The following is a 20,129-nucleotide window of genomic DNA, read 5'->3' on the forward strand; positions in this document are numbered from 1 at the left end:
GTGCCTTGACGCCCGTCACGCTGGCAGCAGGCGGCAGCCTCGTCGACGCGCCTGCCACCGTTCGTACCCGAGCGCTTTGCGGCCGGCTAGCGCGCGGCAACGATGGCCACCTCGACCAGGAAATCGTGGTGCGCCATCCTGGCCTCGACGCAGACTCGCACCGGCGCCGTTCCCCGCGGAACCCAACGGTCCCAGACCGCGTTGACGGCGATGCTGTCCTCGATGTCGCGCAGGTAGATCGTCGCCATCAGCAGGCGGGACTTGTCACTGCCGGCCCGTTGCAGAAGCTTCTCGATTCCGGCGAGGACCTCGTGCGTCTGGGTGGCGACATTGCTGTCGAGCGTCTGCGGGGTCTCGACGAGATAGATGGTATTGCCGTAAGCGCAGATGTCCGAATAACGCTGCGTCGTTCCGTGCCGTTCGATCGCCATGCCTCCTCCTCCGTGAGCCGACGGTCATCGTTCCTTTTCATCAGTGGCAGCCGCGCCTGCGCGTCCTGACGGTGCCCTCCCGCACCGTCGCTCCGGCAACCGCCCGCCGGGCCCGGTCGCGCAACGGATCGGCGCCCGCTGCGCGTCGCCGGCGCGCCCGCCCGGCTTCAGGCGGCGACGACGGGGATCTTGCCGATCCTCGTCTGCCATTCCCGTGGTCCTGTCTCGTGCACCGACTCTCCCGTCGAATCGACCGCCACGGTCACCGGCATGTCCCTGACCTCGAATTCGTAGATCGCTTCCATGCCGAGGTCGGCAAAGCCCACCACCTTCGCTGTCCGGATCGCCTTGGCGACCAGGTAGGCGGCGCCACCGACGGCCATCAGGTAGGCCGAGCGGTGCTTGCGTATCGCGGCGATCGCCGTCGGCCCACGCTCGGCCTTGCCGACCATCGAGATCAGGCCGGTCTCGGCGAGCATCATCTCGGTGAACTTGTCCATGCGCGTCGCGGTTGTCGGGCCGGCCGGGCCAACGGCCTCATCGCGCACCGGATCGACCGGTCCGACGTAGTAGATGACGCGGTTGGTGAAGTCCACCGGCAGCGTCTCGCCACGCGCCAGCATGTCCTGGATGCGTTTGTGAGCCGCGTCACGGCCGGTCAGCATGCGGCCGTTCAGCAGCAGGGTCTGGCCCGGCTTCCAGGCGGCGACTTCCGCCGGTGTCAGCGTGTCGAGGTTGACCCGCGTCGAAGTCTCGCTGCTGGGCGTCCAGTTCACCTTCGGCCATTGATCGAGATCAGGAGGCGTCAGCACCGCCGGACCGGAGCCGTCGAGGTGGAAGTGTGCGTGGCGCGTCGCCGCGCAGTTCGGAATCATCGCCACCGGCAGGCTGGCGGCATGCGTCGGATAATCGAGAATCTTGACGTCGAGGACCGTGGTCAGGCCGCCCAGGCCCTGCGCACCGATCCCCAGCGCGTTGACCTTCTCGTACAGTTCCAGGCGCAACTCCTCGACACGGTTGCTGGCTCCGCGGGCGATCAGTTCGTGCATGTCGACCGGTGCCATCAGCGATTCCTTCGCGAGCAGCATGGCTTTCTCGGGAGTGCCACCGATGCCGATGCCGAGGATGCCCGGTGGACACCAGCCGGCGCCCATCGTCGGCACCGTCTTGAGAACCCAATCGACGATCGAGTCCGACGGGTTGAGGGCGTAGAACTTGGACTTGTTCTCCGAGCCACCGCCCTTGGCAGCGCAGATGACCTCGACATGGTGACCGGGGACGATCTCGAAATGGACGACCGCCGGCGTGTTGTCACGCGAGTTCCGGCGCGTACCCGCCGGGTCGAGCAGGACCGATGCACGCAGCTTGTTGTCCGGGTGGTCGTAGGCGCGGCGGACTCCCTCGTCGCACATCTCCTGCAGCGACAGCCTGGCGTCCCAGCGGACATCCATGCCCACCTTGAGAAAGATCACCGCGATTCCCGTGTCCTGGCAGATCGGACGGTGGCCTTCGGCGCACATGCGGCTGTTGGTGAGGATCTGGGCGATCGCGTCGCGCGCCGCCGGGCTCTGCTCACGCTCGTAAGCGGCGCCCAAGGCCTTGATGTAGTCGAGGGGATGATAGTAGCTGATGTACTGGAATGCGTCGGCAACGCTCTGGATGAAGTCTTCCTGCTTGATCGTGGTCATTTGAGCTTCTCTCTCGGTGAATGGCAGCGTGCTTGCTGCTGCTGCGGATGTCGGTTCACTCTTAGTGACGCGGGCCATGGGACGGTTTGCCCAGCGCCACCGTCGTCGTCATGAGCCGGTCGACCCACGCCATCGCCAGCGCCGAAAGCAGGAAGACGACATGGATCACGACCTGCCACTTGATCGTGTGCTCGCTCATGTTCTCGGCGTTGATGAAGGTCTTCAGCAGGTGGATCGAGGAGATGCCGATGATCGCCGTCGACAGTTTGATCTTCAGCACGCCCGCATTGACGTGCGACAGCCATTCGGGCTGGTCCGGGTGACCTTCGAGATCGAGTCGGGAGACGAAGGTCTCGTAACCGCCGATGATGACCATGATCAGCAGGTTGGCGATCATGACCACGTCGATCAGACCGAGGACGACGAGCATGACCTCGGTCTCGGTGATGCGCGTGCTGCTGAAGAACAGGTTGTGGATCAGGTGCCAGAGTTCGAGCATGAACAGGTACACGTAGGCACACTGGGCGATGATCAGGCCGAGGTAGAGCGGTGCCTGCAGCCAGCGGCTCCAGAAGATGAACGTTTCGAGGCGGTCGATGGTCGGTTTGAGGGCACTCATGAGCTTGCCAGGGGGGTGATCGGGATGCCGGATTCTAGCACCAAAGATTGACCCTTTTGCCGCATGCGGGGAATCGCCGCCGTGTAAGTGGGATGTAAGATTTCCGGCGTCTAATCAGCTGCGATTGGCGTTTCTGCAGGCAGCCACGGGGGTGAGGCCGTGCGTCGCGGTTGCTGGCGCGTCGTGCTCCGGCGACGTCATTGTCTGTGTTCGAGTCGTCTGTCGTTCACCATAAATCAGAGGAGATGGAACATGTCACTGAACGAGGCCGTAAACTTCTTCGCGCCCTCCGCCGAGTTCGTCAACCAGGCGACCATTTCCGGCATGGACGCCTACAAGGCGCTTTGTGCCGAGGCCGAAAAGGACTACACCGGTTACTGGGCCAGGCTGGCGCGCGAACACCTCTCCTGGAAGAAGCCGTTCACGCAGGTTCTCGACGAGTCCAACGCCCCCTTCTTCAAGTGGTTCGCCGATGGCACGCTGAACGCCTCATACAACTGCCTTGACCGCAACGTCGAAGCCGGTCTTGGCGACAAGGTGGCGATCGTCTTCGAGGCCGACGACGGCGCCGTGACGAGGGTCACCTACCGCCAGTTGCTGGCGCAGGTCAGCCGGTTCGCCAACGGCCTGCGCGCGCGCGGCATCAAGAAGGGTGACCGCGTCCTCATCTACATGTCGATGGGTGTCGAGGGAATCGTCGCCATGCAGGCCTGCGCGCGCATCGGTGCGATCCACTCGGTCGTGTTTGGTGGCTTCTCGGCGCAGTCGGTCCGTGATCGCATCAACGACGCCGGTGCCGTGGCGGTGATCACCGCCGACGAGCAATGCCGCGGCGGTAAGAATCCGCCGCTCAAGCCGGCCGTCGACGAGGCCATCGCCCTGGGCGGCTGCGAGTCGATCCGGGACGTGATCGTCTTTCGCCGCACCGGCGGCGCCTGCAACATGGTTGCCGGCCGCGACATCTGGTGGCACGACGTCATCGCCGGGCAGTCCGATGTCTGCGAGCCGGAGTGGGTCGAGGCCGAGCACCCGCTGTTCCTGCTCTATACCTCGGGTTCGACCGGCAAACCGAAAGGCGTGCAGCATTCGACCGGCGGCTACCTGCTGCACGCCATCGTGACGACCAAGTGGACCTTCGACCTGAAGCCCGACGACCTCTTCTGGTGTACGGCCGACATCGGCTGGGTCACCGGTCACACCTACATCGCCTATGGCCCGCTGGCCTGTGGCGGGACCGAGATGGTCTTCGAGGGCATTCCGACCTATCCCGATGCCGGTCGCTTCTGGAAGATGATCCAGGAGCACCGGGTCAGCATCTTCTACACCGCGCCGACCGCCATCCGCTCGCTGGTCAAGGCTGCCGACACGAATCCGGCGGTCGCTCCAACGCAGTACGATCTGTCGTCGCTGCGCCTGCTCGGCACGGTCGGCGAACCGATCAATCCGGCAGCCTGGCAGTGGTACTACGACAGTGTCGGCGGTGGTCGCTGCCCGATCGTCGACACCTTCTGGCAGACCGAGACCGGCGGCCACATGATCACGCCGCTGCCCGGCGTCACGCCGCTGGTGCCCGGTTCCTGCACCCTGCCTTTCCCGGGTATCCAGGCGGCGGTGGTCGATGAGACCGGTACCGAGCTCGACTGGGGCAAGGGCGGCATGCTCGTCGTCAAGCGGCCGTGGCCGTCGATGATCCGCACCATCTGGGGCGATCCCGAGCGCTTCAAGAAGTCGTACTATCCGGACGATTTCGCCGGCAAGCTCTACCTCGCCGGCGACGGGTCGATCCGCGACCTCAACACCGGCTACTTCACCATCACCGGCCGCATCGACGACGTGCTGAACGTCTCCGGTCACCGCATGGGCACCATGGAGATCGAGTCGGCGCTGGTGTCGCATCCGATGGTGGCCGAAGCGGCGGTGGTGGGTCGTCCCGACGATCTGACCGGGGAGGCCATCTGCGCCTTCGTCGTTCTCAAGGGCCCGCGCCCGACTGGTGAAGCAGCGAAGAAGATGGTCAAGGAGTTGCAGGACCATGTCGGACGCGAGATCGGCCCGATTGCCAAGCCGAAGGATCTGCGCTTTGGCGAGAACCTGCCGAAGACCCGTTCCGGCAAGATCATGCGGCGCCTGCTGCGTTCGCTGGCCAAGGGTGACACGGTTGCGCAGGACGTCTCGACGCTGGAAAACCCGGCGATCCTCGAGCAGTTGCGCGGCTGAGCGAGCGGGGCTGCGCAGCAAGGCTGCCGGCGGTGGCGGAGAGTGGCGGTTGCCGCTCTCCGCCAGCGAAGCCTGAACGGGCCGGGTGCTGTTCGGGCCCTGGACCCGAAGCGGCGGCCGCGAAGCGGGTATGCCCAGCCGGTGCCAACGGTGCCGGCCGTTTCATTCGTGCCGATCAAGGAGCAGCATGAGCACCAGTGCGGTCGACACGCTCATTTCTGCGTGCATTCGGTTCCTGCAGGCTTACCCGCCCTTCGAGCAGATGCAGGCGGAGGCACTGCGCTTCCTTGCCGAGCGTGTCCGGCTCCAGCACTACCCGAAGGGTGCGCGCATCCTGTCGACCGAGATGGGTGTCGCGCCCGCCCTGTACATCATCCACCGTGGACGGGTGCGGGCGAAATCCACCGTCGGCCTCGGCAGCGGCGAAACGACGTTGTCGACGCTCGGCCCCGGACAGGCGTTCGCCATCGGCGCCCTGATGGCGCAGAGGCCGACCTTCGGCTCCTACGAGGCGGTCGACGAGGTCTTCTGCTATGAGCTGCCAGCGGACGACTTCTTTGCCTTGACGCAGAAGAGTTCGGCCTTCAACCTGTTCTGTACGCAGCACATCGCCGGCCTCCTCAAGCAGTCGCAGCAGCAACTGCAATTGCAGTTCGCGCAGCGCGCCGCCGAGCAGAAGACGATGAACTCGCCACTTGCGGCAGTCGTCAAGCGGGAAGCCGTTGCGGTGCCGACCACCGCATCGATTCGCGAAGTCGTCGAACTGATGGCCGAGCGGCACCTCGGTTCGATGGTCGTGGTCGACGAACAGGAAGTGCCGGTTGGCATTTTCACCCTCTCCGACGTCCTCAAGCGCATCGTTCTTCCCGGCGCGTCACTCACGCAGCCGATCGCGAGCGTCATGTCGCCGGCGCCGGCTACCCTGCCGCTGGCGGCGAATGCGCACGATGCGGCCCTGTTGATGGCGATGCGGGGGATTCGCCATGTGCTTGCGGTCGACGAGGGCGGTCGCCTGCGCGGCGTGGTTTCGGAGCGCGATCTGTTCAAGCTGCAGGGAGCGGGGTTGCGGCAGATTCGACATGCGATCGATGCTGCAAACAGCGTCGAGGTGTTGCAGCACGCGCGCCGCGATGTGCGGCAATTGTCCTTGACGATGCTCGCCGAGGGCGTCGGCGCGGCGGAGATCACGCAGTTCATCTCCACCCTCAACGACACCGTGACGCGCCGCATCATCGAGCTGAATCTCGAACGGCACGATCTCTATGGCATCGACTGGGCCTGGTTGTCCTTCGGGTCCGAAGGGCGGGATGAGCAGACCTTCACCACCGATCAGGACAACGGGATCGTTTTCATCTGCACCGACATCATGGATCGCGAATTGACCCAGTTGCGCTTCCTCGATTTTGCGCGCGATGTCAACGCGGATCTGGATCGCTGTGGATTTCCGCTGTGCAAGGGCAACATCATGGCGAGCAACCCGGACCTCTGCCTGACCCTCGAGGAGTGGGAGGAACGGTTCGCGCGCTGGGTTCGGATGCCGGAGCCTCAGGCCTTGCTCAACGCAACGATCTTCTTCGACTTCCGTCCGCTCTTCGGCCGCTTCAATCTCGCCCACAGGCTGCGACTGGAGCTGTTCCGGCAGACGCGTGGCAATCCGCTGTTCCTGCGCATGCTGGCCGAGAATGCACTGAGCGTGGCGCCACCTCTCGGACGGATCCGCGACTTCGTCACCAGCACCGACCCGGAGCATCCGGGCACCATCGACCTGAAGACCTATGGCGTCCGTCTGTTCACCGATGCGGCGCGTGTCTTTGCTCTGGCGAATGCGGTCGAGGCGACCAACACCGTGCAACGGCTCCGGCGTGCCGGTGCCGTGATGAACATCGGCACTGACGATCTGGCGGCCAGCATCGAGGGCTTCAATTTCATCCAGCTTCTGCGGCTGCGTCATCAGCATTTCGAGCAGGAGCACGGGCGACCGGGCGACAACCTGATCCGGCCGGACGATCTGAACGAGATCGAACGGCGCGTCCTGAAGGAGGCCTTCCGTCAGGCGCGCAAGCTGCAGGCTCGCCTCAAGCTTGATTACCAACTCTGAGCATGAGCTGGTTCTCCCGCCTTCTCGGTGCCCGGAACACTCCCGGTGTGGCCCTGACCGCCCGGCAGGAGCAGCTTCTGGGCGGCTGGCAGCAGTTGCCCGACGCCGACCTGCGGCGGTCGCATTATCGCTGTCGCTACGTGGTGATCGATGTCGAGGCGAGCAGTGGCGATCCAGACACGGCCCGTCTGCTTGCTATTGCCGCCGTGGCGGTGATCGATGGCCAGATCTCTTTCCAGGATGCCTGGCGACTGGTGTTGGAAGAACAGGCTGAGGGGGCGAATCCTGCGTCGTCGCCGGACGTCGCTGCGACCGAGTCGCGGGCGGGCTCGCCGCCGGTCGATGAGTTGATCGCCTTCCTCGGTTTCGTCGGCAAGGCGCCCATGGTGGCCTACAACGCCCGCTTTGCGAGAAGGCTCTTGCAGAGGACCCTGGCGGAGCATCTCGGTGTGCGGGTGCGACTGCCGTGGCTGGATCTGGCGTGGATCCTGCCCGACCTTTTCCGTGAGGTCGATGCCGGCCCTGAGCGGCTCGACCCTTGGCTCGAGCACTTCGGCATCAGCAGCATCCGACGCCATGAGGCGTTGTCGGATGCCTTTGCCACCGCGCAACTGATGCAGATCGCCGTCGCCCATGCCGCCCGCAAGGGAATCGACACACCGGCCAGCCTGCGCGAACTGGAGAAGGCGCGCCGGCACATGCATCAGAGCGCCTAGAGAGGGCCGGCGATGGCCGAGTACATGGTGCGGCTGCGGCGTTACTACGCGTCCTACACGGTCGGGTTCTTCGCCTTCGTCCTGATGCTGGCGGTGCTCGAGCGTTACGGCATGCCACCACGCTGGATCGGCTACTCCTTTCTGCTGTTGACGATCTTCCTGTATGCGACGATCGGTGTCCTGGCGCGGACCACCAGCGTTGCCGAATACTACGTTGCCGGCCGACGCGTGCCGGCCGTGTTCAACGGCATGGCCACAGGCGCCGACTGGATGAGCTCCGCGTCGTTCATGGGCCTGGCGGGAACCCTGTACCTGTCGGGCCATCAGGGGTTGGCCTACGTCATGGGGTGGACCGGCGGCTACGTCCTCGTGGCGTTGCTGCTGGCACCCTATCTGCGCCGCTTTGGCCAATACACGATCCCGGACTTTCTTGCTGCCCGCTATGGCGGCAATCCGGCACGTGTGGTCGGGGTCCTGGCGACCATCCTGGCATCGTTCGTCTACGTCGTTGCGCAGATCTACGCCGTCGGCCTGATCACCAGCCGTTTCGTCGGCTTGCAGTTCGAGATCGGTGTCTTCGTCGGTCTGGCCGGCATCCTGGTGTGCTCATTCCTCGGCGGCATGCGTGCCGTGACCTGGACGCAGGTGGCGCAATACGCGATCCTGATCGTCGCCTACCTGGTTCCGGTGACCATTCTCTCCCACCAGGTGACCGGAGTTCCCTTGGCACAGCTGACCTATGGCGGCGTGCTGCAGCAGGTGCAGGTGCTGGAGGAGAGAATCTTCGGCGATCCCGGCGAAGTCGAGGCGCGCCGCCTGTTCCGTGAACGTGCCGATGCCTACCACGATCGCATCCTGTCTCTCCCCGAGTCGCTGGCCGAGGAGCGACGCGAACTGGCGGCCAGGATCAACGCCCTGAAGAATGACAACGCACAGATGCGCGAAATCGTGGCGCTTGAACGCGAGCGCCGGGAACTGCCGCGAAACAGCGAAGACGCGCGCAACTACTGGGAGACACACATGCGCCAGGCGGCGCAGCGGGGGGTCGATCCCGATCATCACATGACCGCCTATCCAGGACCGGGCGAGTCGGTGAACGAGGTGGCGCGGGCGAATTTCCTGACCCTCGTCTTCTGTCTGATGATCGGTACGGCAGCCTTGCCGCACGTCCTGACGCGCTATTACACCACGCCCGGCGTTCGCGATGCGCGCCTTTCGGTGTTCTGGTCGCTGCTCTTCATCCTGGCGCTGTACCTGACGGCGCCGGCCTATGCGGCCTTCGTCAAGCATGAAATCTACACGCACCTGGTGGGGTCGCCGATCGCGCAACTGCCGCTCTGGGTGAGCTCGTGGGGCAAGATCGGCATGGTGTCGATCGAGGACATCAACGGCGACGGTATCGTGCAGCTGGCGGAACTGGTGCTCAACCCGGATGTGATCCTGTTGGCGATGCCGGAGATCGCCGGCCTGCCCTACGTCATTTCCGGTCTCGTGGCGGCCGGTGCGCTGGCGGCCGCGCTGTCAACCGCGGACGGCTTGTTGCTGACCATCGCCAGCGCGCTGTCGCATGACCTGTACTACAAGGTCTTTCGCCCGCAGGCGACGACGCAGTGGCGGTTGGTCGTCTCCAAGTCGTTGCTGCTCGTCGTCGCGGTGCTGGCAGCCACGGTCGCGTCACAGAAGCCGGCGACGATCCTGTTCATGGTGGCCTGGGCTTTCTCTCTTGCCGGCTCAGCGCTGTTCCCGGCGCTGATCGTCGGCGTGTTCTGGAAACGGGCGACGCGTGCCGGGGCCGTCAGCGGCATGCTGGTCGGTCTGCTGGTGACGCTCTACTACATGGTCCGCGTGCAGTTCGACTCGATCCCCTGGCTGCACATCCAGGGCATCGGCATGGAGCCATGGCTCGGGATCCAGTCCACATCGGCTGGCGTCTGGGGCGTCGCTGCCGGCTTCGCGACGATCGTCGTCGTCAGCCTGCTGGACAAGCCACCAAGCAAGGAGACGCAGGACTTCGTCGAGAGCGTTCGCTACCCGGAGTTCGACCGCTGATGGGGCGGTGGCCGAGGGCTGGGAGAACCTCTGCCTGTGGTCGGCAGGGCGGCTGGTGCCTGGTGGGCGACGATGCGGCTCGATGAGCGGCAGCGCGCTTACTGGCGGCGCAACCTTCGCCTGACGGCGGGGCTTCTCGGCTTGTGGTTCTTCGTCTCCTTCGTCGTCAGCTATTTTGCGCGTGAGGTCGAGCACATCCTGGTCCTGGGTATGCCGCTTGGTTTCTACATGGGAGCCCAGGGAGCACCGCTGACCTACCTGCTGATCATCTGGTGGTACGCGCGGCGGATGAACGCGCTTGACCGCGACTATGGTGTCGAGGACGCCGAAGGCGAGGATTAGGAACTGCCCCCGCGCCAGCCGCGGGCAGGACTGCCGGTCGCGCGTGCTGCCCCCGGCGAGGCGCTGCCGGTGCTCGTGCCGGGAGGATCCGGCGCGATTTTCCCTGCCGCGGCGCATGGTACAATCCTGCTCCCTTCAAGGCTCGTGAGGCGTATGCGATGTTTTCAGTCAAAGACACCCTGGCGCAGGTAGACCCGAAGATCTGGCAGGCCATCCAGGACGAGAACCGCCGCCAGGAAGAGCACATCGAACTGATTGCCTCGGAGAACTACGTCAGCCATGCGGTGATGGCGGCGCAGGGTTCGCAACTGACCAACAAGTACGCCGAGGGTTATCCCGGCAAGCGCTATTACGGCGGCTGCGAGCACGTCGATGCTGCGGAGCAACTGGCGATCGAGCGATTGAAGAAGCTGTTTGGCGCCGAGGCAGCGAACGTGCAGCCCAATTCCGGTTCGCAGGCGAATCAGGCCGTGCTGATGGCCTTTGCCAAACCGGGTGACACGATCATGGGAATGAGTCTGGCCGAAGGAGGCCACCTGACGCATGGCATGCCGCTCAACATGTCCGGCAAGTGGTTCAATGTCGTCGCCTACGGCCTCGACAGGCATGAGGCGATCGATTACGACCGGATGGAAGCGCTGGCGCGCGAGCACCGCCCACGCATCCTGATTGCCGGTGCCTCGGCCTATTCCCTGTGTATCGATTTCGAACGCTTCGCCGCAGTGGCGAAGGAAATCGGGGCGATCTTCATGGTCGACATGGCGCACTATGCGGGTCTCATCGCTGCCGGCTGCTATCCCAACCCGGTGCCCTGTGCCGACGTCGTCACGTCGACGACGCACAAGACGCTGCGTGGTCCTCGCGGTGGTGTCATCCTGATGAAGGCGGAACACGAGAAGGCGATCAATTCAGCGGTCTTCCCGGGGTTGCAGGGCGGTCCCCTGATGCACGTCATCGCGGCCAAGGCGGTGGCTTTCAAGGAGGCCCTGATGCCGGCCTTCCGCGATTACCAGGAACAGGTTCTCGCCAACGCGCGTGTCCTGGCACGTGTCCTGGCGGAGGAGCGCGGGCTGCGCATCGTCTCGGGTCGCACCGAATCGCACGTCTTTCTCGTCGACCTGCGCGCCAAGGAGATCACCGGCAAGGACGCTGAAGCCGCTCTCGGCGCGGCGCACATCACGGTCAACAAGAACGCAATTCCGAACGACCCGCAGAAACCTTTCGTCACGTCGGGTGTCCGCATCGGCTCGCCGGCGATGACGACACGCGGCTTTACCGAGATCGAGTCGGAGCAGGTCGCGCACCTGATCGCCGATGTCCTCGATGCTCCGGCTGACGAGGCAGTGCGGCTCCGGGTGCGGGCCGACGTCGCCACACTGTGCAGGAAGTTCCCCGTTTATGGCGGGTAGCAGCGATGAAATGCCCGTTCTGCGGTGCTGCCGAGACGACTGTCGCCGACACGCGGATCAGTGACGATGGCGACATCGTCCGCCGGCGCCGGCGGTGTCTGAAGTGCGACAAACGCTTCACGACCCACGAACGGGCCGAGTTGCGGATGCCGCAGGTGATCAAGAAGAACGGCTCGAGGGTCGAGTTCGACCGCGAGAAGCTGGCCGCAAGTCTCGATCTGGCATTGCGCAAGCGGCCAGTGAGCAGCCAGGCGGTCGAGGCGGCGATCAGCCGCATCGAGGAAAAGCTGCTCGCACTCGGCGAGCGTGAGGTGGCGTCAGAGAAGCTCGGCGAGATGGTGATGCGTGAGTTGAAGAAGCTCGACAAGGTGGCGTACGTCCGCTTTGCCTCGGTCTATCGGAATTTCGAGGACGTGGACGAGTTCTCCAAGGTCATCCGTGAGGTCTCGCGGTCGGCCCAGCCGCTCGGTCGCTGATGCAGCCCGCGTTCAGCGCGGCGGATCATGAGTTCATGGCGCGAGCGCTGCGCCTTGCCGAGCGCGGCCTGCTGACAACCACGCCGAATCCGCGCGTTGGTTGTGTCATCGTTCGCGATCGGCAGGTCGTCGGCGAGGGCTGGCATGTGCGGGCCGGCGGCCCGCATGCCGAAGTGCATGCGCTGCGGGTGGCTGGCGACAAGGCCCGCGGCGCCACCGCCTTCGTTACCCTGGAGCCCTGCAGCCATCACGGCCGTACGCCCCCCTGCGCCGAGACGCTGTTGGCGGCCGGCGTGCACCGGGTCGTCGCCGCCATCGAGGATCCGAATCCGCTGGTTGCCGGTCGCGGGCTGGCGGCCCTGCGACAGGCGGGCGTGCGCGCCGAATGTGGCTTGCTCGCTGACGCGGCGCGGGAACTCAACATCGGCTTCGTGAGCCGCATGACACGTGGCCGACCGTGGCTGCGGCTGAAGCTCGCCGCCAGCCTGGACGGCAAGACTGCGCTGTGCAACGGCGCCAGCCAATGGCTGACCGGACCGGCCGCGCGGCAGGACGGTCATCGCTGGCGGGCACGCGCCTGCGCGATCCTGACCGGTAGCGGCAGCGTGCGGGCGGACGATCCGCAGCTCAGCGTCCGCGGGATCGCGGAACTGCCCACCGATATTGTCCGGCAGCCGCTGCGGATCGTCGTCGACAGTCGCCTCGAGGTCTCGCCGGACGCGCGGGTGCTGCAGGGTGGTGGCACCCTGGTCGTTGCTGCCGTGACTGACCGCGCCCGCAGCGCGGCGCTCGCCGAGTTGGGCGTCGAAGTCCTGCTGCTGCCCGCTTCGGACGGCCGGGTCGATCTGCGGGCACTGCTTGCCGAACTGGCCCGGCGCGGCATCAACGAACTCCACGTCGAAGCCGGCTTCGTACTCAGCGGCGCCCTGCTGCAGGCGGGCCTGGTCGATGAACTGCTGCTCTATCTGGCGCCTTGTCTCGTCGGCGATGCGGCGCGCGGAATGTTCGCTCTGCCGCAGCTCGAGTCGCTGGCCGGCAGGAAGCAGCTGCTCATTCGCGACGTTCGCCTGCTGTCTCAGGATCTGCGGCTGCTGGCGCGCTTCAGCTGAGCGTCGACGGTGCGCAGACCGCGCACCGGGGATCACGCCCGAAGCGGACGCTGCGCCACTCGAGCGTCAGGCCATCAAGCAACCACAACCGCCCGAGCGTGACCTCGCCGGCGCCGGCAATCAGCTTGAGCGCTTCGGCTGCCTGCATCGTGCCAATGATGCCGGTGAGCGGTGCAAAGACGCCCATCACGGCGCAGCGCGGCTCGTCGGCTTCGCCTGTTTCCGGGAACAGGCAGTTGTAGCAGGGGCCGTCGCCACGACGGCTGTCAAAGGCGGCGAACTGGCCGGCGAAGCGGATCGCAGCACCCGACACCAGTGGTTTGCGATGACTGACACAGGCCCGATTGACGGCGTGTCGCGTGGCAAAGTTGTCGCTGCAGTCGAGCACGACGTCGGCGTCGGCGACCAGTGCTGCCAGTGACTCGCCGCTGACGCGGTGGGGTACCGCTTCGACCAGGACTTCGGGGTTGATCCCGTGCAGTGCCGTCTGGCCGGAGGCAACCTTGCTCTGGCCGAGGCGCTCTTCGCTGTGCAGAATCTGGCGCTGCAGGTTGGTCAGGTCGACGGTGTCGCCGTCGGCCAGGGTGATCCGGCCAACGCCGGCGGAGGCCAGATAGATCGCTGCCGGCGAGCCGAGTCCGCCGGCACCGATGATCAGCGCGCTCGCGTCAACCAGGCGCTGCTGCCCGGCGATGCCGATCTCGTCGAGCAGGATGTGTCGGCTGTAGCGCAGCAACTGCCGGTCGTTCATCGCGCGGGAGCTACTTGTACTCTCGCCACTCCGGCGGCGTATCGTCGTGGTCACCGTGTGGGTGGCGCTCCCAGGCATGGGTATAGGCCTGGGACTGCGAGCGCTTCAGCGGCCGTGCCGGGGTCTGCAGATTGTGCAACTGGGTTTCCTCGACGTAGTGGATCAGTGCCCGCACCATCTTGCTCAGCAGGGTGTTGTCGAGGTGGTGGCCGCGCTCTTCCAAAGACGTCTCGAGTTCCTGCAGCGAGTGTTGCCGCAGGTCATAGGCGACGGCGATCTCGCGCTGCTGCTCGTGCGGCTCGACGAGCAACTGTTCGAGGCTGCCGAGGTAGGCGGCAGCCTCGGGGATCTGCCCGGGGGGTAGCCGCGCGAACACGATGGTCCGCTGCTTGCGGATCGGTGGTGGGGCTGGCGCAGCCGGTCGTTTCACCTTCGCCATCCACAGGCACGATTCAGCGCGCCGTCTTCATGATCTGCATACCCTTGAGCAGATTGAGTGCCTGGTTGAGCTGGTAGTCCTTCTTCGACGCCAGTTCCCGGCTCGGCGGCATCTCGACAGCCTCGTCCGCATCCTCCTTCGGCGCGCTGCTCTTCGGCTTCGCCGGTGCCGGCTTGGCGGGCTTGGCCGGAGCTTCCTTGGCCGGCGTACCGCCTTCCTTGTCGTTGTCGAGATGATGCTCGAGGTTGGCTTCGCGCAAGCGCTCGGCCGAGGTGCCGTTGGCGCTTTCCTCGACGACGATGTCCGGAACGATTCCCTTGGCCTGGATCGAGCGACCGGAGGGCGTGTAATAGCGCGCGGTCGTCAGCTTGATCGCCGTGTTTCCCGGCAGCGGCAGGACGGTCTGTACGGATCCCTTGCCGAAGGTGGTGGTGCCCAGGATGACGGCGCGCTTGTGGTCCTGCAATGCGCCGGCAACGATCTCGGATGCCGATGCCGAGCCGCCATTGACCAGTACCACCATCGGCACGCTACGTGCCTCCGGCGGCAGGTTCCGGATGTAATCGTCCCGGCTGCCACGCAGGTAGTCGCTCGGCGAGGTCGCGTACCGGTGCTTGGCATCGGGTGCGCGGCCGTCGGTCGAGGTGACCAGAGTTTCCGGCGGCAGGAAGGCCGCGGAAACTCCGACGGCACTGTTGAGCAGGCCGCCGGGGTCGTTGCGCAGGTCGAGTACCAGACCCTTCAGTGGCCCATTCCGGAAGAGGTCGTTGAGGTGCTTGACCACCGCCGCGCCCGTGTTCTCCTGGAACGAAGTGATGCGCAGGTAGCCGTAACCGTCCTCGACCAGTTTCGACTTGACGCTCTGCACCTTGATCACTTCACGGGTCAGGGTGACATTGATCGGTTTTGCCTCCCCCTTGCGGACGATGGACAGCCTGATCTGCGACTTCGGTTTGCCACGCATGCGTTTGACGGCTTCCGTCAGCGTCAGTCCCTTGACGAGGGTGTCGTCGATCTTGAAGATCAGGTCGCCGGTCTTGATACCCGCCCGGTACGCTGGCGTGTCTTCGATCGGCGAGACGACCTTGACGAGGCCGTCTTCCATGCCCACCTCGATGCCGATGCCGCCAAACTCGCCCTGCGTTCCGACCTGCAGATCCTTGAACGCGTCGGCGTCAAGGTAGCTCGAGTGGGGATCGAGGTTGGAGAGCATGCCGCTGATGGCGTGCGTGATCAGCTTCTTGTCCTCGACCGGTTCGACGTAGCCGCTCTTGATGGCGTTGAAGACTTCAGCGAAGGTGCGCAGTTCCTCGATGGGCAGGCTGGCGCGCGTTTCCTTGTCAGCGATCGCCGAAAACTGCAGGCTGATCAGCACGCCGCCCAGCAACCCTGCGCCGACCAATCCGGCCTGTCTCAACTTGCCCATTCGTCTCACTCCAGTGCGCATCATTTCGTGTGCGTCGCCGATGGGTGAGCAGAAACGGTGCTCAAGCGCGCTGGCTGATGCACAGGGGCTCCTGCTCGCTCATGCCCGTCGTCCGGGCCCGCTGGCGACGGGTTGTCAACAGGCCTTCAGTGCCTGGCGCCGACCCAGGCCATCGGATCGAGCGGTCTGCCCTGATGGCGCAGCTCGAAGTATAAACCGGATTCCGGATTGCCACCGCTGTTGCCGACGGTCGCGATCACCTCGCCCAAGCGCGCTTCCTCGCCGACGTTCTTCAACAGCGACTCGTTGTTGGCATAGATCGACAGGTAGCCGCCGCCATGATCGACGATGATCAGGTTGCCGAAGCCGCGCATCCATTCTGCGAAGACGACCTTGCCGGCGGCGATGCTGCGGACCTCACTGCCAGTGCTGGCCAGGATGAAAAGGCCCTTCCAGTTGCTTCCCTCCTGTCGCGTGGTGCCAAAGCGATTGCTGACGGATCCTCGCGTCGGCAGGCGCAGCTGTCCCTTCAACCGTGCCAGGCCAGCGGCGCCAGTCGTCGACGCCGCTTCGTCAGCACGACTTGCCGCCGGTGGCGACACCGCGCGCGCGTCGCCGGCAGCGGCTTCCGCCGGCGATGCCGGTTCGCGGGCTTCGGGAGGTCTTGCCGGCTCGCGCCGCTGCGTTTCACGGCGGGCGTCGCTCGCCTGCGCGGCAAGGATTCGCGCCAGCCGGTCGACGAGTTCAGCCAAGCGCCTCTCATCGCGCTGCAGGGTGCCGATCTCACGCCGCTGCGCGGCGATCTGCTCCGAAACCTTGGAAAGAGCCAGTTGTCGCTGCTGTCGCTGGGCAATCAGCCGGGCATGCTCCTCGCGCTGCCGGGCCTCGCTGGTGGCGAGCAGCTCGGCCTGTTGGCGGGTGTCGCGGGCGAGCGCCTGCTGGCGCTGCAAGTTCGCCTCGATTTCGCGCAGGATCTCGCGCCGTGCGCGGCCGATCATCTCCAGATAGTAGAGGTCGCGTGCCAGCTGGTTCGGGTCATCGCCGTTGAGGAACATGCGCACTGGATCGGGATTGCCCCGCAGGTACTGTCGGTGCAGGAGGCGTGCCAGTTGCTCCTGCTGGGCGTTGAGGACCCGGCCGAGATCACCCGCCTGCCTTTCCAGTTCGTTGAGGCGAGTCCGCAGTCTCTCGGTCTCGGTCCCCGTTTCGTGCAGTTGGCGTTGGGTAGCCGAGATGGCGCGCTCCGCTTCCTGCAACTGATCGACGGCGTCCCTGCGCGAGCCTTCGGCGGCGCTCATCTGCCGGCGAAGCGCTTCGATCTGGCTGCGCAGCGACTTCAGATTGCCTTGCTTTTCGGCCACCTCGCCAGCGGACGCCGTGTCCACGCTGGCCGCCGTCTGACGGCTGCCGGCCATCGCTGCCGGCTGCAGAGCGCCGAGCAGCAGGGCGAGAAGGCCCAGGCAGCGCCAGTTCGAGGCTGCGAAGGCGGTGGGCGCTTCGGTCCTCGCCGTCGTCGCTGGGCTGTTCCGCTCCGCTCTCGCTTGCCGACTGCCGCTCGAGGTGACGATCGCGCCGCCGTGTTCGCGCCCGAAAGCTTCGTCGGTGGTGCGCGAGAAGCGCTCGTGGGTCTGTCTGATGCTCGCCAATGAACGAAGACGGTCCTGCAGGAGCGTGAGAAGGCTGTGCCCGAGCGCCGGCGCGAGGAGCCGCAAGCCGCTGAAAAGCGGAGCACTCCGTAGATCAGGCTTTTCTTTTATAATGCGCGATTATATGATAAACGGCGATGCTGGCGAGACGTGCCCATCAAGACCAGTCTGATCGACAAGCAGGAGCACATCGAGCAAGCGGCACGCGCGCTGAAATCGATCTCGCACCCGTTGCGTCTGAAGATCCTGTGCGTGATCGGGGACCAGGAGGCATGCGTGCAGGAGATCGTCGAGGCGGTTGGCACCTCGCAGAGCAACATCTCGCAGCATCTCGCGATTTTGCGCGAAAAAGGTATTTTGCTTGCCCGCAAGGAGGCACACCGTGTCTTTTATCGGGTCGGCGATGAGCGGACATTGCAGCTCATCGGCATGATGCGCGAGGTGTTCTGCGGCGGCTAGGCGGCAGCTTGGTCCCCCGCTTCAAGCCACTCTCCTGCCAGCGCCAGTCGCGTCTGGTGGTCGCCATCGGTATCTGGAGCCTGTGTTGGAATTCGTACAACAAAACATCTTTCTCATTGCCATCGCGATAGTCAGCGGCGGCATGTTGCTGGTGCTGACCTTCCGCCGCCCGGGCGGAGCGAAAGCGGTCACGGCGAGTGAGGCGACGATGCTGATCAACCGTGAGAGCGCCCAAGTGATCGACATCCGCGACCAAAATGAGTACATCGCGGGGCATCTCGTCGACTCGCGCAACATTCCGGCGGCTTCGTTGGCGGAGCGTGCTGGCGAACTCGAGCAGTTCAAGGAGAAGCCGCTGATTCTCGTCTGCCAGTCCGGAGCGCGGTCGCAGGTGGCCTGCGGGACGCTTGCCAAACTGGGCTTCGTACGCGTGCACAATCTGGAAGGGGGTATCGCCGCGTGGGGCGAGGCCGGGCTGCCGCTGAAGAAGGGGGCGCGTCGATGAGCGTTCGGGTGCCGGTGCTGATGTACTCGACGGCGGTCTGCCCCTACTGCATCCGCGCCGAACAACTCCTCCGCGCCCGGGGCGTCGCCGAGATCGAAAAGGTGCGGATCGATCTCGATCCCGAACGGCGCAGCGAAATGCAGGTACGGACTGGCCGACGCACGGTGCCGCAGATCTTCATTGGAGCGACCCACGTTGGCGGTGCCGACGACTTGGTTGCACTCGATCGTTCCGGCAAGCTGCTGCCACTCCTCGCCGGCGAGAGTGCCTGAGCCCTGCTTGCCGGGTTTCGTTGATCCTTTTCCCACCCTTGGCCGAAAGCTACCATGAGCGAACAAGAAAACCCCGTATTTGCAATCGAGAAGATCTATATCAAGGATTTTTCGCTGGAGGTGCCCAATGCGCCCCAGATTTTTCTCGAGCGCGAGTCACCCCAAGTCAGCATCCAGTTGCAGAGCAATGCGCAGGGTATCGGCGAAGGAATCTTCGAGGTCACGCTGACCACCACCGTGACCTCCAAGATCGGGGAGAAAACCGTATTCCTCGTCGAGGTCGGGCAGGCGGGCATCTTTCGCGTGCAGAACGTGCCAAGCGAGAACATGGATCCGCTGCTGTCGATCGCCTGTCCCAACATCCTCTTCCCGTACGCGCGCGAGGCGGTGTCCGATGCCGTCACTCGTGCGGGCTTCGCGCCCGTGATGCTGCAGCCGGTGAACTTCGAAGCGCTCTACATGTCTCGCCTGCAACAGCAGCAGGCAGCAGCCGGCAGTGCGGCCGGCGAGGCAACGGCCTGAGCGATGCCGCGTTTGCTCGGCGCGTTGCTTGCGGTTGGTCTGGCGGCCCCATCGTTGGCCATCGAGTATCGCACCGTCGACGTGCCGACCGTCCTTTATGACGCGCCGTCGCAGAGGGGGGGCAAGTCGTTCGTCATCCGGCGCGGGACCCCGGTCGAACTCGTGGTCAACCTTGAAGGATGGTCGAAGGTCCGTGATGCCGATGGCGGGCTGGCCTGGATCGAGGCAAAGCACCTCGTCAAGCGGCGGACTGTCATCGTCACCACGCCGCGCGCCCAGATCCGGCTGAGTCCCGAGGAGTCGGCACCCATCGCCTTTGAGGCGGCCAGAAATGTGTCGCTGAACTTTCTCGAGACCGCCCCGGGTGGTTGGGTCAAGGTGCGTCATCGCGACGGCGAAACGGGCTTCGTGCGCGCCAACCAGGTGTGGGGCCTGTGAGCTGACGGTCCGTCGCATTGTGGCTGGTCGAGCCGATGGTCGGCTGGTCGCGATTGCCGCGCTTTGTTCCCTGCCGCTGGCCGTTGGTGCTCGCGCGCCGAGTCTGCGTCTCGGCCTCGCGCGGCCTGCGATCCCAGTTTGACGAAACGCATTGCCCGCCGAGGAACATGCCGTTCCTGCGGTCGCGTCTGTCTTCACCGACGGTCCATTTCCTGCGCGTGCGCCGCACCCGGCGGCACCAACGGTGCCCGATTCGCGGGACAAGGGCGGTCTTCGGTGCTGCGCCTGCCACGCGCCACTATTCACCCGTTTCCCGTTGACCGCGCGGCCACACCCTGGGTCATCCTCGGTACGGGCCGGTCGAGGCCCGGTTGCGCCATCGAACCGCAATGTGGGCCTGCGATGCTGTGCCGACCGTCTGCTCGGTGTCGATCGACCAGCGCGCACAGGTGTCTGCGGCAAGCGGGCATGAAACGTGCTTGCCCAATCCGTGCGCTTTTTGTTTCAACGGAGGTAT

20 protein-coding genes are annotated in these 20,129 nt (G+C 65.1%); 13 read left to right on the forward strand and 7 right to left on the reverse strand.

From position 1 onward, the window contains the following. Positions 1 to 86: 86 nt before the first annotated feature. The 3 genes from V5B60_RS09145 to V5B60_RS09155 form a co-directional block, all read right to left on the reverse strand. A complete protein-coding gene (locus tag V5B60_RS09145) occupies positions 87 to 431 on the reverse strand; it encodes a RidA family protein (protein WP_034937833.1) in 345 nt (114 codons plus the stop codon). A 167-nt stretch (positions 432 to 598) separates the two neighbouring features. Next, complete coding sequence (locus V5B60_RS09150; protein WP_332346717.1) at positions 599 to 2,119, reverse strand: fumarate hydratase; 1,521 nt, start codon at positions 2,117 to 2,119, stop codon at positions 599 to 601. Positions 2,120 to 2,180: 61 nt separating this feature from the next. After that, positions 2,181 to 2,738, reverse strand: coding sequence for a TIGR00645 family protein (locus V5B60_RS09155; protein WP_295352033.1), 558 nt, complete (start codon positions 2,736 to 2,738; stop codon positions 2,181 to 2,183). A 252-nt stretch (positions 2,739 to 2,990) separates the two neighbouring features. Here V5B60_RS09155 and acs point away from each other — a divergent pair, with 252 nt between their 5' ends. The 8 genes from acs (at position 2,991) to ribD (ending at position 13,154) form a co-directional block, all read left to right on the forward strand. Beyond that, positions 2,991 to 4,955, forward strand: coding sequence for an acetate--CoA ligase (gene acs, locus V5B60_RS09160; RefSeq protein ID WP_332346718.1), 1,965 nt, complete (start codon positions 2,991 to 2,993; stop codon positions 4,953 to 4,955). Positions 4,956 to 5,142: 187 nt separating this feature from the next. After that, positions 5,143 to 7,053 carry a DUF294 nucleotidyltransferase-like domain-containing protein gene (locus tag V5B60_RS09165; RefSeq protein WP_332346719.1) on the forward strand — a complete coding sequence of 637 codons (1,911 nt, stop codon included), beginning with the start codon at positions 5,143 to 5,145 and terminating at the stop codon, positions 7,051 to 7,053. Between the two features lie 2 nt (positions 7,054 to 7,055). Further along, positions 7,056 to 7,769: a 3'-5' exonuclease gene (locus V5B60_RS09170; RefSeq protein WP_332346720.1), complete on the forward strand. Its 714-nt coding sequence runs from the start codon at positions 7,056 to 7,058 to the stop codon at positions 7,767 to 7,769. A gap of 12 nt (positions 7,770 to 7,781) precedes the next feature. Then, a complete protein-coding gene (locus tag V5B60_RS09175) occupies positions 7,782 to 9,818 on the forward strand; it encodes a sodium:solute symporter family protein (protein ID WP_332346721.1) in 2,037 nt (678 codons plus the stop codon). Positions 9,819 to 9,854: 36 nt separating this feature from the next. Beyond that, entirely contained in the window at positions 9,855 to 10,160 is a 306-nt protein-coding gene (locus V5B60_RS09180) for a DUF4212 domain-containing protein (protein WP_434735316.1), read from the forward strand. 158 nt (positions 10,161 to 10,318) lie between these two features. Beyond that, on the forward strand, positions 10,319 to 11,569 hold the full coding sequence (glyA, locus tag V5B60_RS09185) for a serine hydroxymethyltransferase (RefSeq protein ID WP_332346722.1): 1,251 nt from the start codon (positions 10,319 to 10,321) through the stop codon (positions 11,567 to 11,569). 5 nt (positions 11,570 to 11,574) lie between these two features. Then, positions 11,575 to 12,045 (forward strand): transcriptional regulator NrdR, encoded by a 471-nt coding sequence (gene nrdR, locus V5B60_RS09190; protein ID WP_332346723.1) that lies wholly within the window; start codon positions 11,575 to 11,577, stop codon positions 12,043 to 12,045. Between the two features lie 35 nt (positions 12,046 to 12,080). Then, positions 12,081 to 13,154 (forward strand): bifunctional diaminohydroxyphosphoribosylaminopyrimidine deaminase/5-amino-6-(5-phosphoribosylamino)uracil reductase RibD, encoded by a 1,074-nt coding sequence (ribD, locus tag V5B60_RS09195; RefSeq protein ID WP_332346724.1) that lies wholly within the window; start codon positions 12,081 to 12,083, stop codon positions 13,152 to 13,154. Here ribD and V5B60_RS09200 read toward each other — a convergent pair. The 4 genes from V5B60_RS09200 to V5B60_RS09215 form a co-directional block, all read right to left on the reverse strand. Further along, the gene (locus V5B60_RS09200) at positions 13,147 to 13,905 is read right to left on the reverse strand and encodes a HesA/MoeB/ThiF family protein (RefSeq protein WP_332346725.1); all 759 of its coding nucleotides are present in this window, start codon (positions 13,903 to 13,905) and stop codon (positions 13,147 to 13,149) included. The two genes, ribD and V5B60_RS09200, sit on opposite strands and share 8 nt — an antisense overlap. Positions 13,906 to 13,915: 10 nt before the next feature. Continuing rightward, positions 13,916 to 14,335: a hypothetical protein gene (locus V5B60_RS09205; RefSeq protein ID WP_332346726.1), complete on the reverse strand. Its 420-nt coding sequence runs from the start codon at positions 14,333 to 14,335 to the stop codon at positions 13,916 to 13,918. 22 nt (positions 14,336 to 14,357) lie between these two features. Then, positions 14,358 to 15,770 carry a S41 family peptidase gene (locus tag V5B60_RS09210; RefSeq protein WP_332346727.1) on the reverse strand — a complete coding sequence of 471 codons (1,413 nt, stop codon included), beginning with the start codon at positions 15,768 to 15,770 and terminating at the stop codon, positions 14,358 to 14,360. 146 nt (positions 15,771 to 15,916) lie between these two features. After that, on the reverse strand, positions 15,917 to 17,416 hold the full coding sequence (locus tag V5B60_RS09215) for a murein hydrolase activator EnvC family protein (protein WP_332346728.1): 1,500 nt from the start codon (positions 17,414 to 17,416) through the stop codon (positions 15,917 to 15,919). 150 nt (positions 17,417 to 17,566) lie between these two features. On the opposite strand from V5B60_RS09215, the gene V5B60_RS09220 reads away from it, so the two are divergent. From V5B60_RS09220 to V5B60_RS09240, 5 genes are all read left to right on the forward strand, one after another. Further along, positions 17,567 to 17,875 carry an ArsR/SmtB family transcription factor gene (locus V5B60_RS09220; protein ID WP_034937875.1) on the forward strand — a complete coding sequence of 103 codons (309 nt, stop codon included), beginning with the start codon at positions 17,567 to 17,569 and terminating at the stop codon, positions 17,873 to 17,875. A gap of 85 nt (positions 17,876 to 17,960) precedes the next feature. Beyond that, on the forward strand, positions 17,961 to 18,380 hold the full coding sequence (locus V5B60_RS09225) for a rhodanese-like domain-containing protein (RefSeq protein WP_332346729.1): 420 nt from the start codon (positions 17,961 to 17,963) through the stop codon (positions 18,378 to 18,380). After that, entirely contained in the window at positions 18,377 to 18,652 is a 276-nt protein-coding gene (gene grxC / locus V5B60_RS09230; RefSeq protein WP_034937880.1) for a glutaredoxin 3, read from the forward strand. The genes V5B60_RS09225 and grxC overlap by 4 nt, the downstream gene beginning before the upstream one ends. Positions 18,653 to 18,706: 54 nt before the next feature. Further along, positions 18,707 to 19,174 (forward strand): protein-export chaperone SecB, encoded by a 468-nt coding sequence (gene secB / locus V5B60_RS09235; protein WP_332346730.1) that lies wholly within the window; start codon positions 18,707 to 18,709, stop codon positions 19,172 to 19,174. 3 nt (positions 19,175 to 19,177) lie between these two features. Next, entirely contained in the window at positions 19,178 to 19,612 is a 435-nt protein-coding gene (locus V5B60_RS09240) for an SH3 domain-containing protein (RefSeq protein WP_332346731.1), read from the forward strand. Positions 19,613 to 20,129: the final 517 nt, after the last annotated feature.

The organism is Accumulibacter sp. (assembly GCF_036625195.1).
Lineage (GTDB): Bacteria > Pseudomonadota > Gammaproteobacteria > Burkholderiales > Rhodocyclaceae > Accumulibacter.

Bases quoted from the DNA above. Each gene is read 5' to 3' on its own strand.
- V5B60_RS09150 (WP_332346717.1), bottom strand. From the start codon at position 2,119: ATGACCACGATCAAGCAGGAAGACTTCATCCAGAGCGTTGCCGACGCA.
- secB (WP_332346730.1), top strand. From the start codon at position 18,707: ATGAGCGAACAAGAAAACCCCGTATTTGCAATCGAGAAGATCTATATC.
- V5B60_RS09155 (WP_295352033.1), bottom strand. From the start codon at position 2,738: ATGAGTGCCCTCAAACCGACCATCGACCGCCTCGAAACGTTCATCTTC.
- grxC (WP_034937880.1), top strand. From the start codon at position 18,377: ATGAGCGTTCGGGTGCCGGTGCTGATGTACTCGACGGCGGTCTGCCCC.
- ribD (WP_332346724.1), top strand. From the start codon at position 12,081: ATGGCGCGAGCGCTGCGCCTTGCCGAGCGCGGCCTGCTGACAACCACG.
- V5B60_RS09170 (WP_332346720.1), top strand. From the start codon at position 7,056: ATGAGCTGGTTCTCCCGCCTTCTCGGTGCCCGGAACACTCCCGGTGTG.
- acs (WP_332346718.1), top strand. From the start codon at position 2,991: ATGTCACTGAACGAGGCCGTAAACTTCTTCGCGCCCTCCGCCGAGTTC.
- V5B60_RS09240 (WP_332346731.1), top strand. From the start codon at position 19,178: ATGCCGCGTTTGCTCGGCGCGTTGCTTGCGGTTGGTCTGGCGGCCCCA.
- nrdR (WP_332346723.1), top strand. From the start codon at position 11,575: ATGAAATGCCCGTTCTGCGGTGCTGCCGAGACGACTGTCGCCGACACG.
- V5B60_RS09200 (WP_332346725.1), bottom strand. From the start codon at position 13,905: ATGAACGACCGGCAGTTGCTGCGCTACAGCCGACACATCCTGCTCGAC.
- V5B60_RS09210 (WP_332346727.1), bottom strand. From the start codon at position 15,770: ATGGGCAAGTTGAGACAGGCCGGATTGGTCGGCGCAGGGTTGCTGGGC.
- V5B60_RS09165 (WP_332346719.1), top strand. From the start codon at position 5,143: ATGAGCACCAGTGCGGTCGACACGCTCATTTCTGCGTGCATTCGGTTC.
- V5B60_RS09145 (WP_034937833.1), bottom strand. From the start codon at position 431: ATGGCGATCGAACGGCACGGAACGACGCAGCGTTATTCGGACATCTGC.
- V5B60_RS09175 (WP_332346721.1), top strand. From the start codon at position 7,782: ATGGCCGAGTACATGGTGCGGCTGCGGCGTTACTACGCGTCCTACACG.
- glyA (WP_332346722.1), top strand. From the start codon at position 10,319: ATGTTTTCAGTCAAAGACACCCTGGCGCAGGTAGACCCGAAGATCTGG.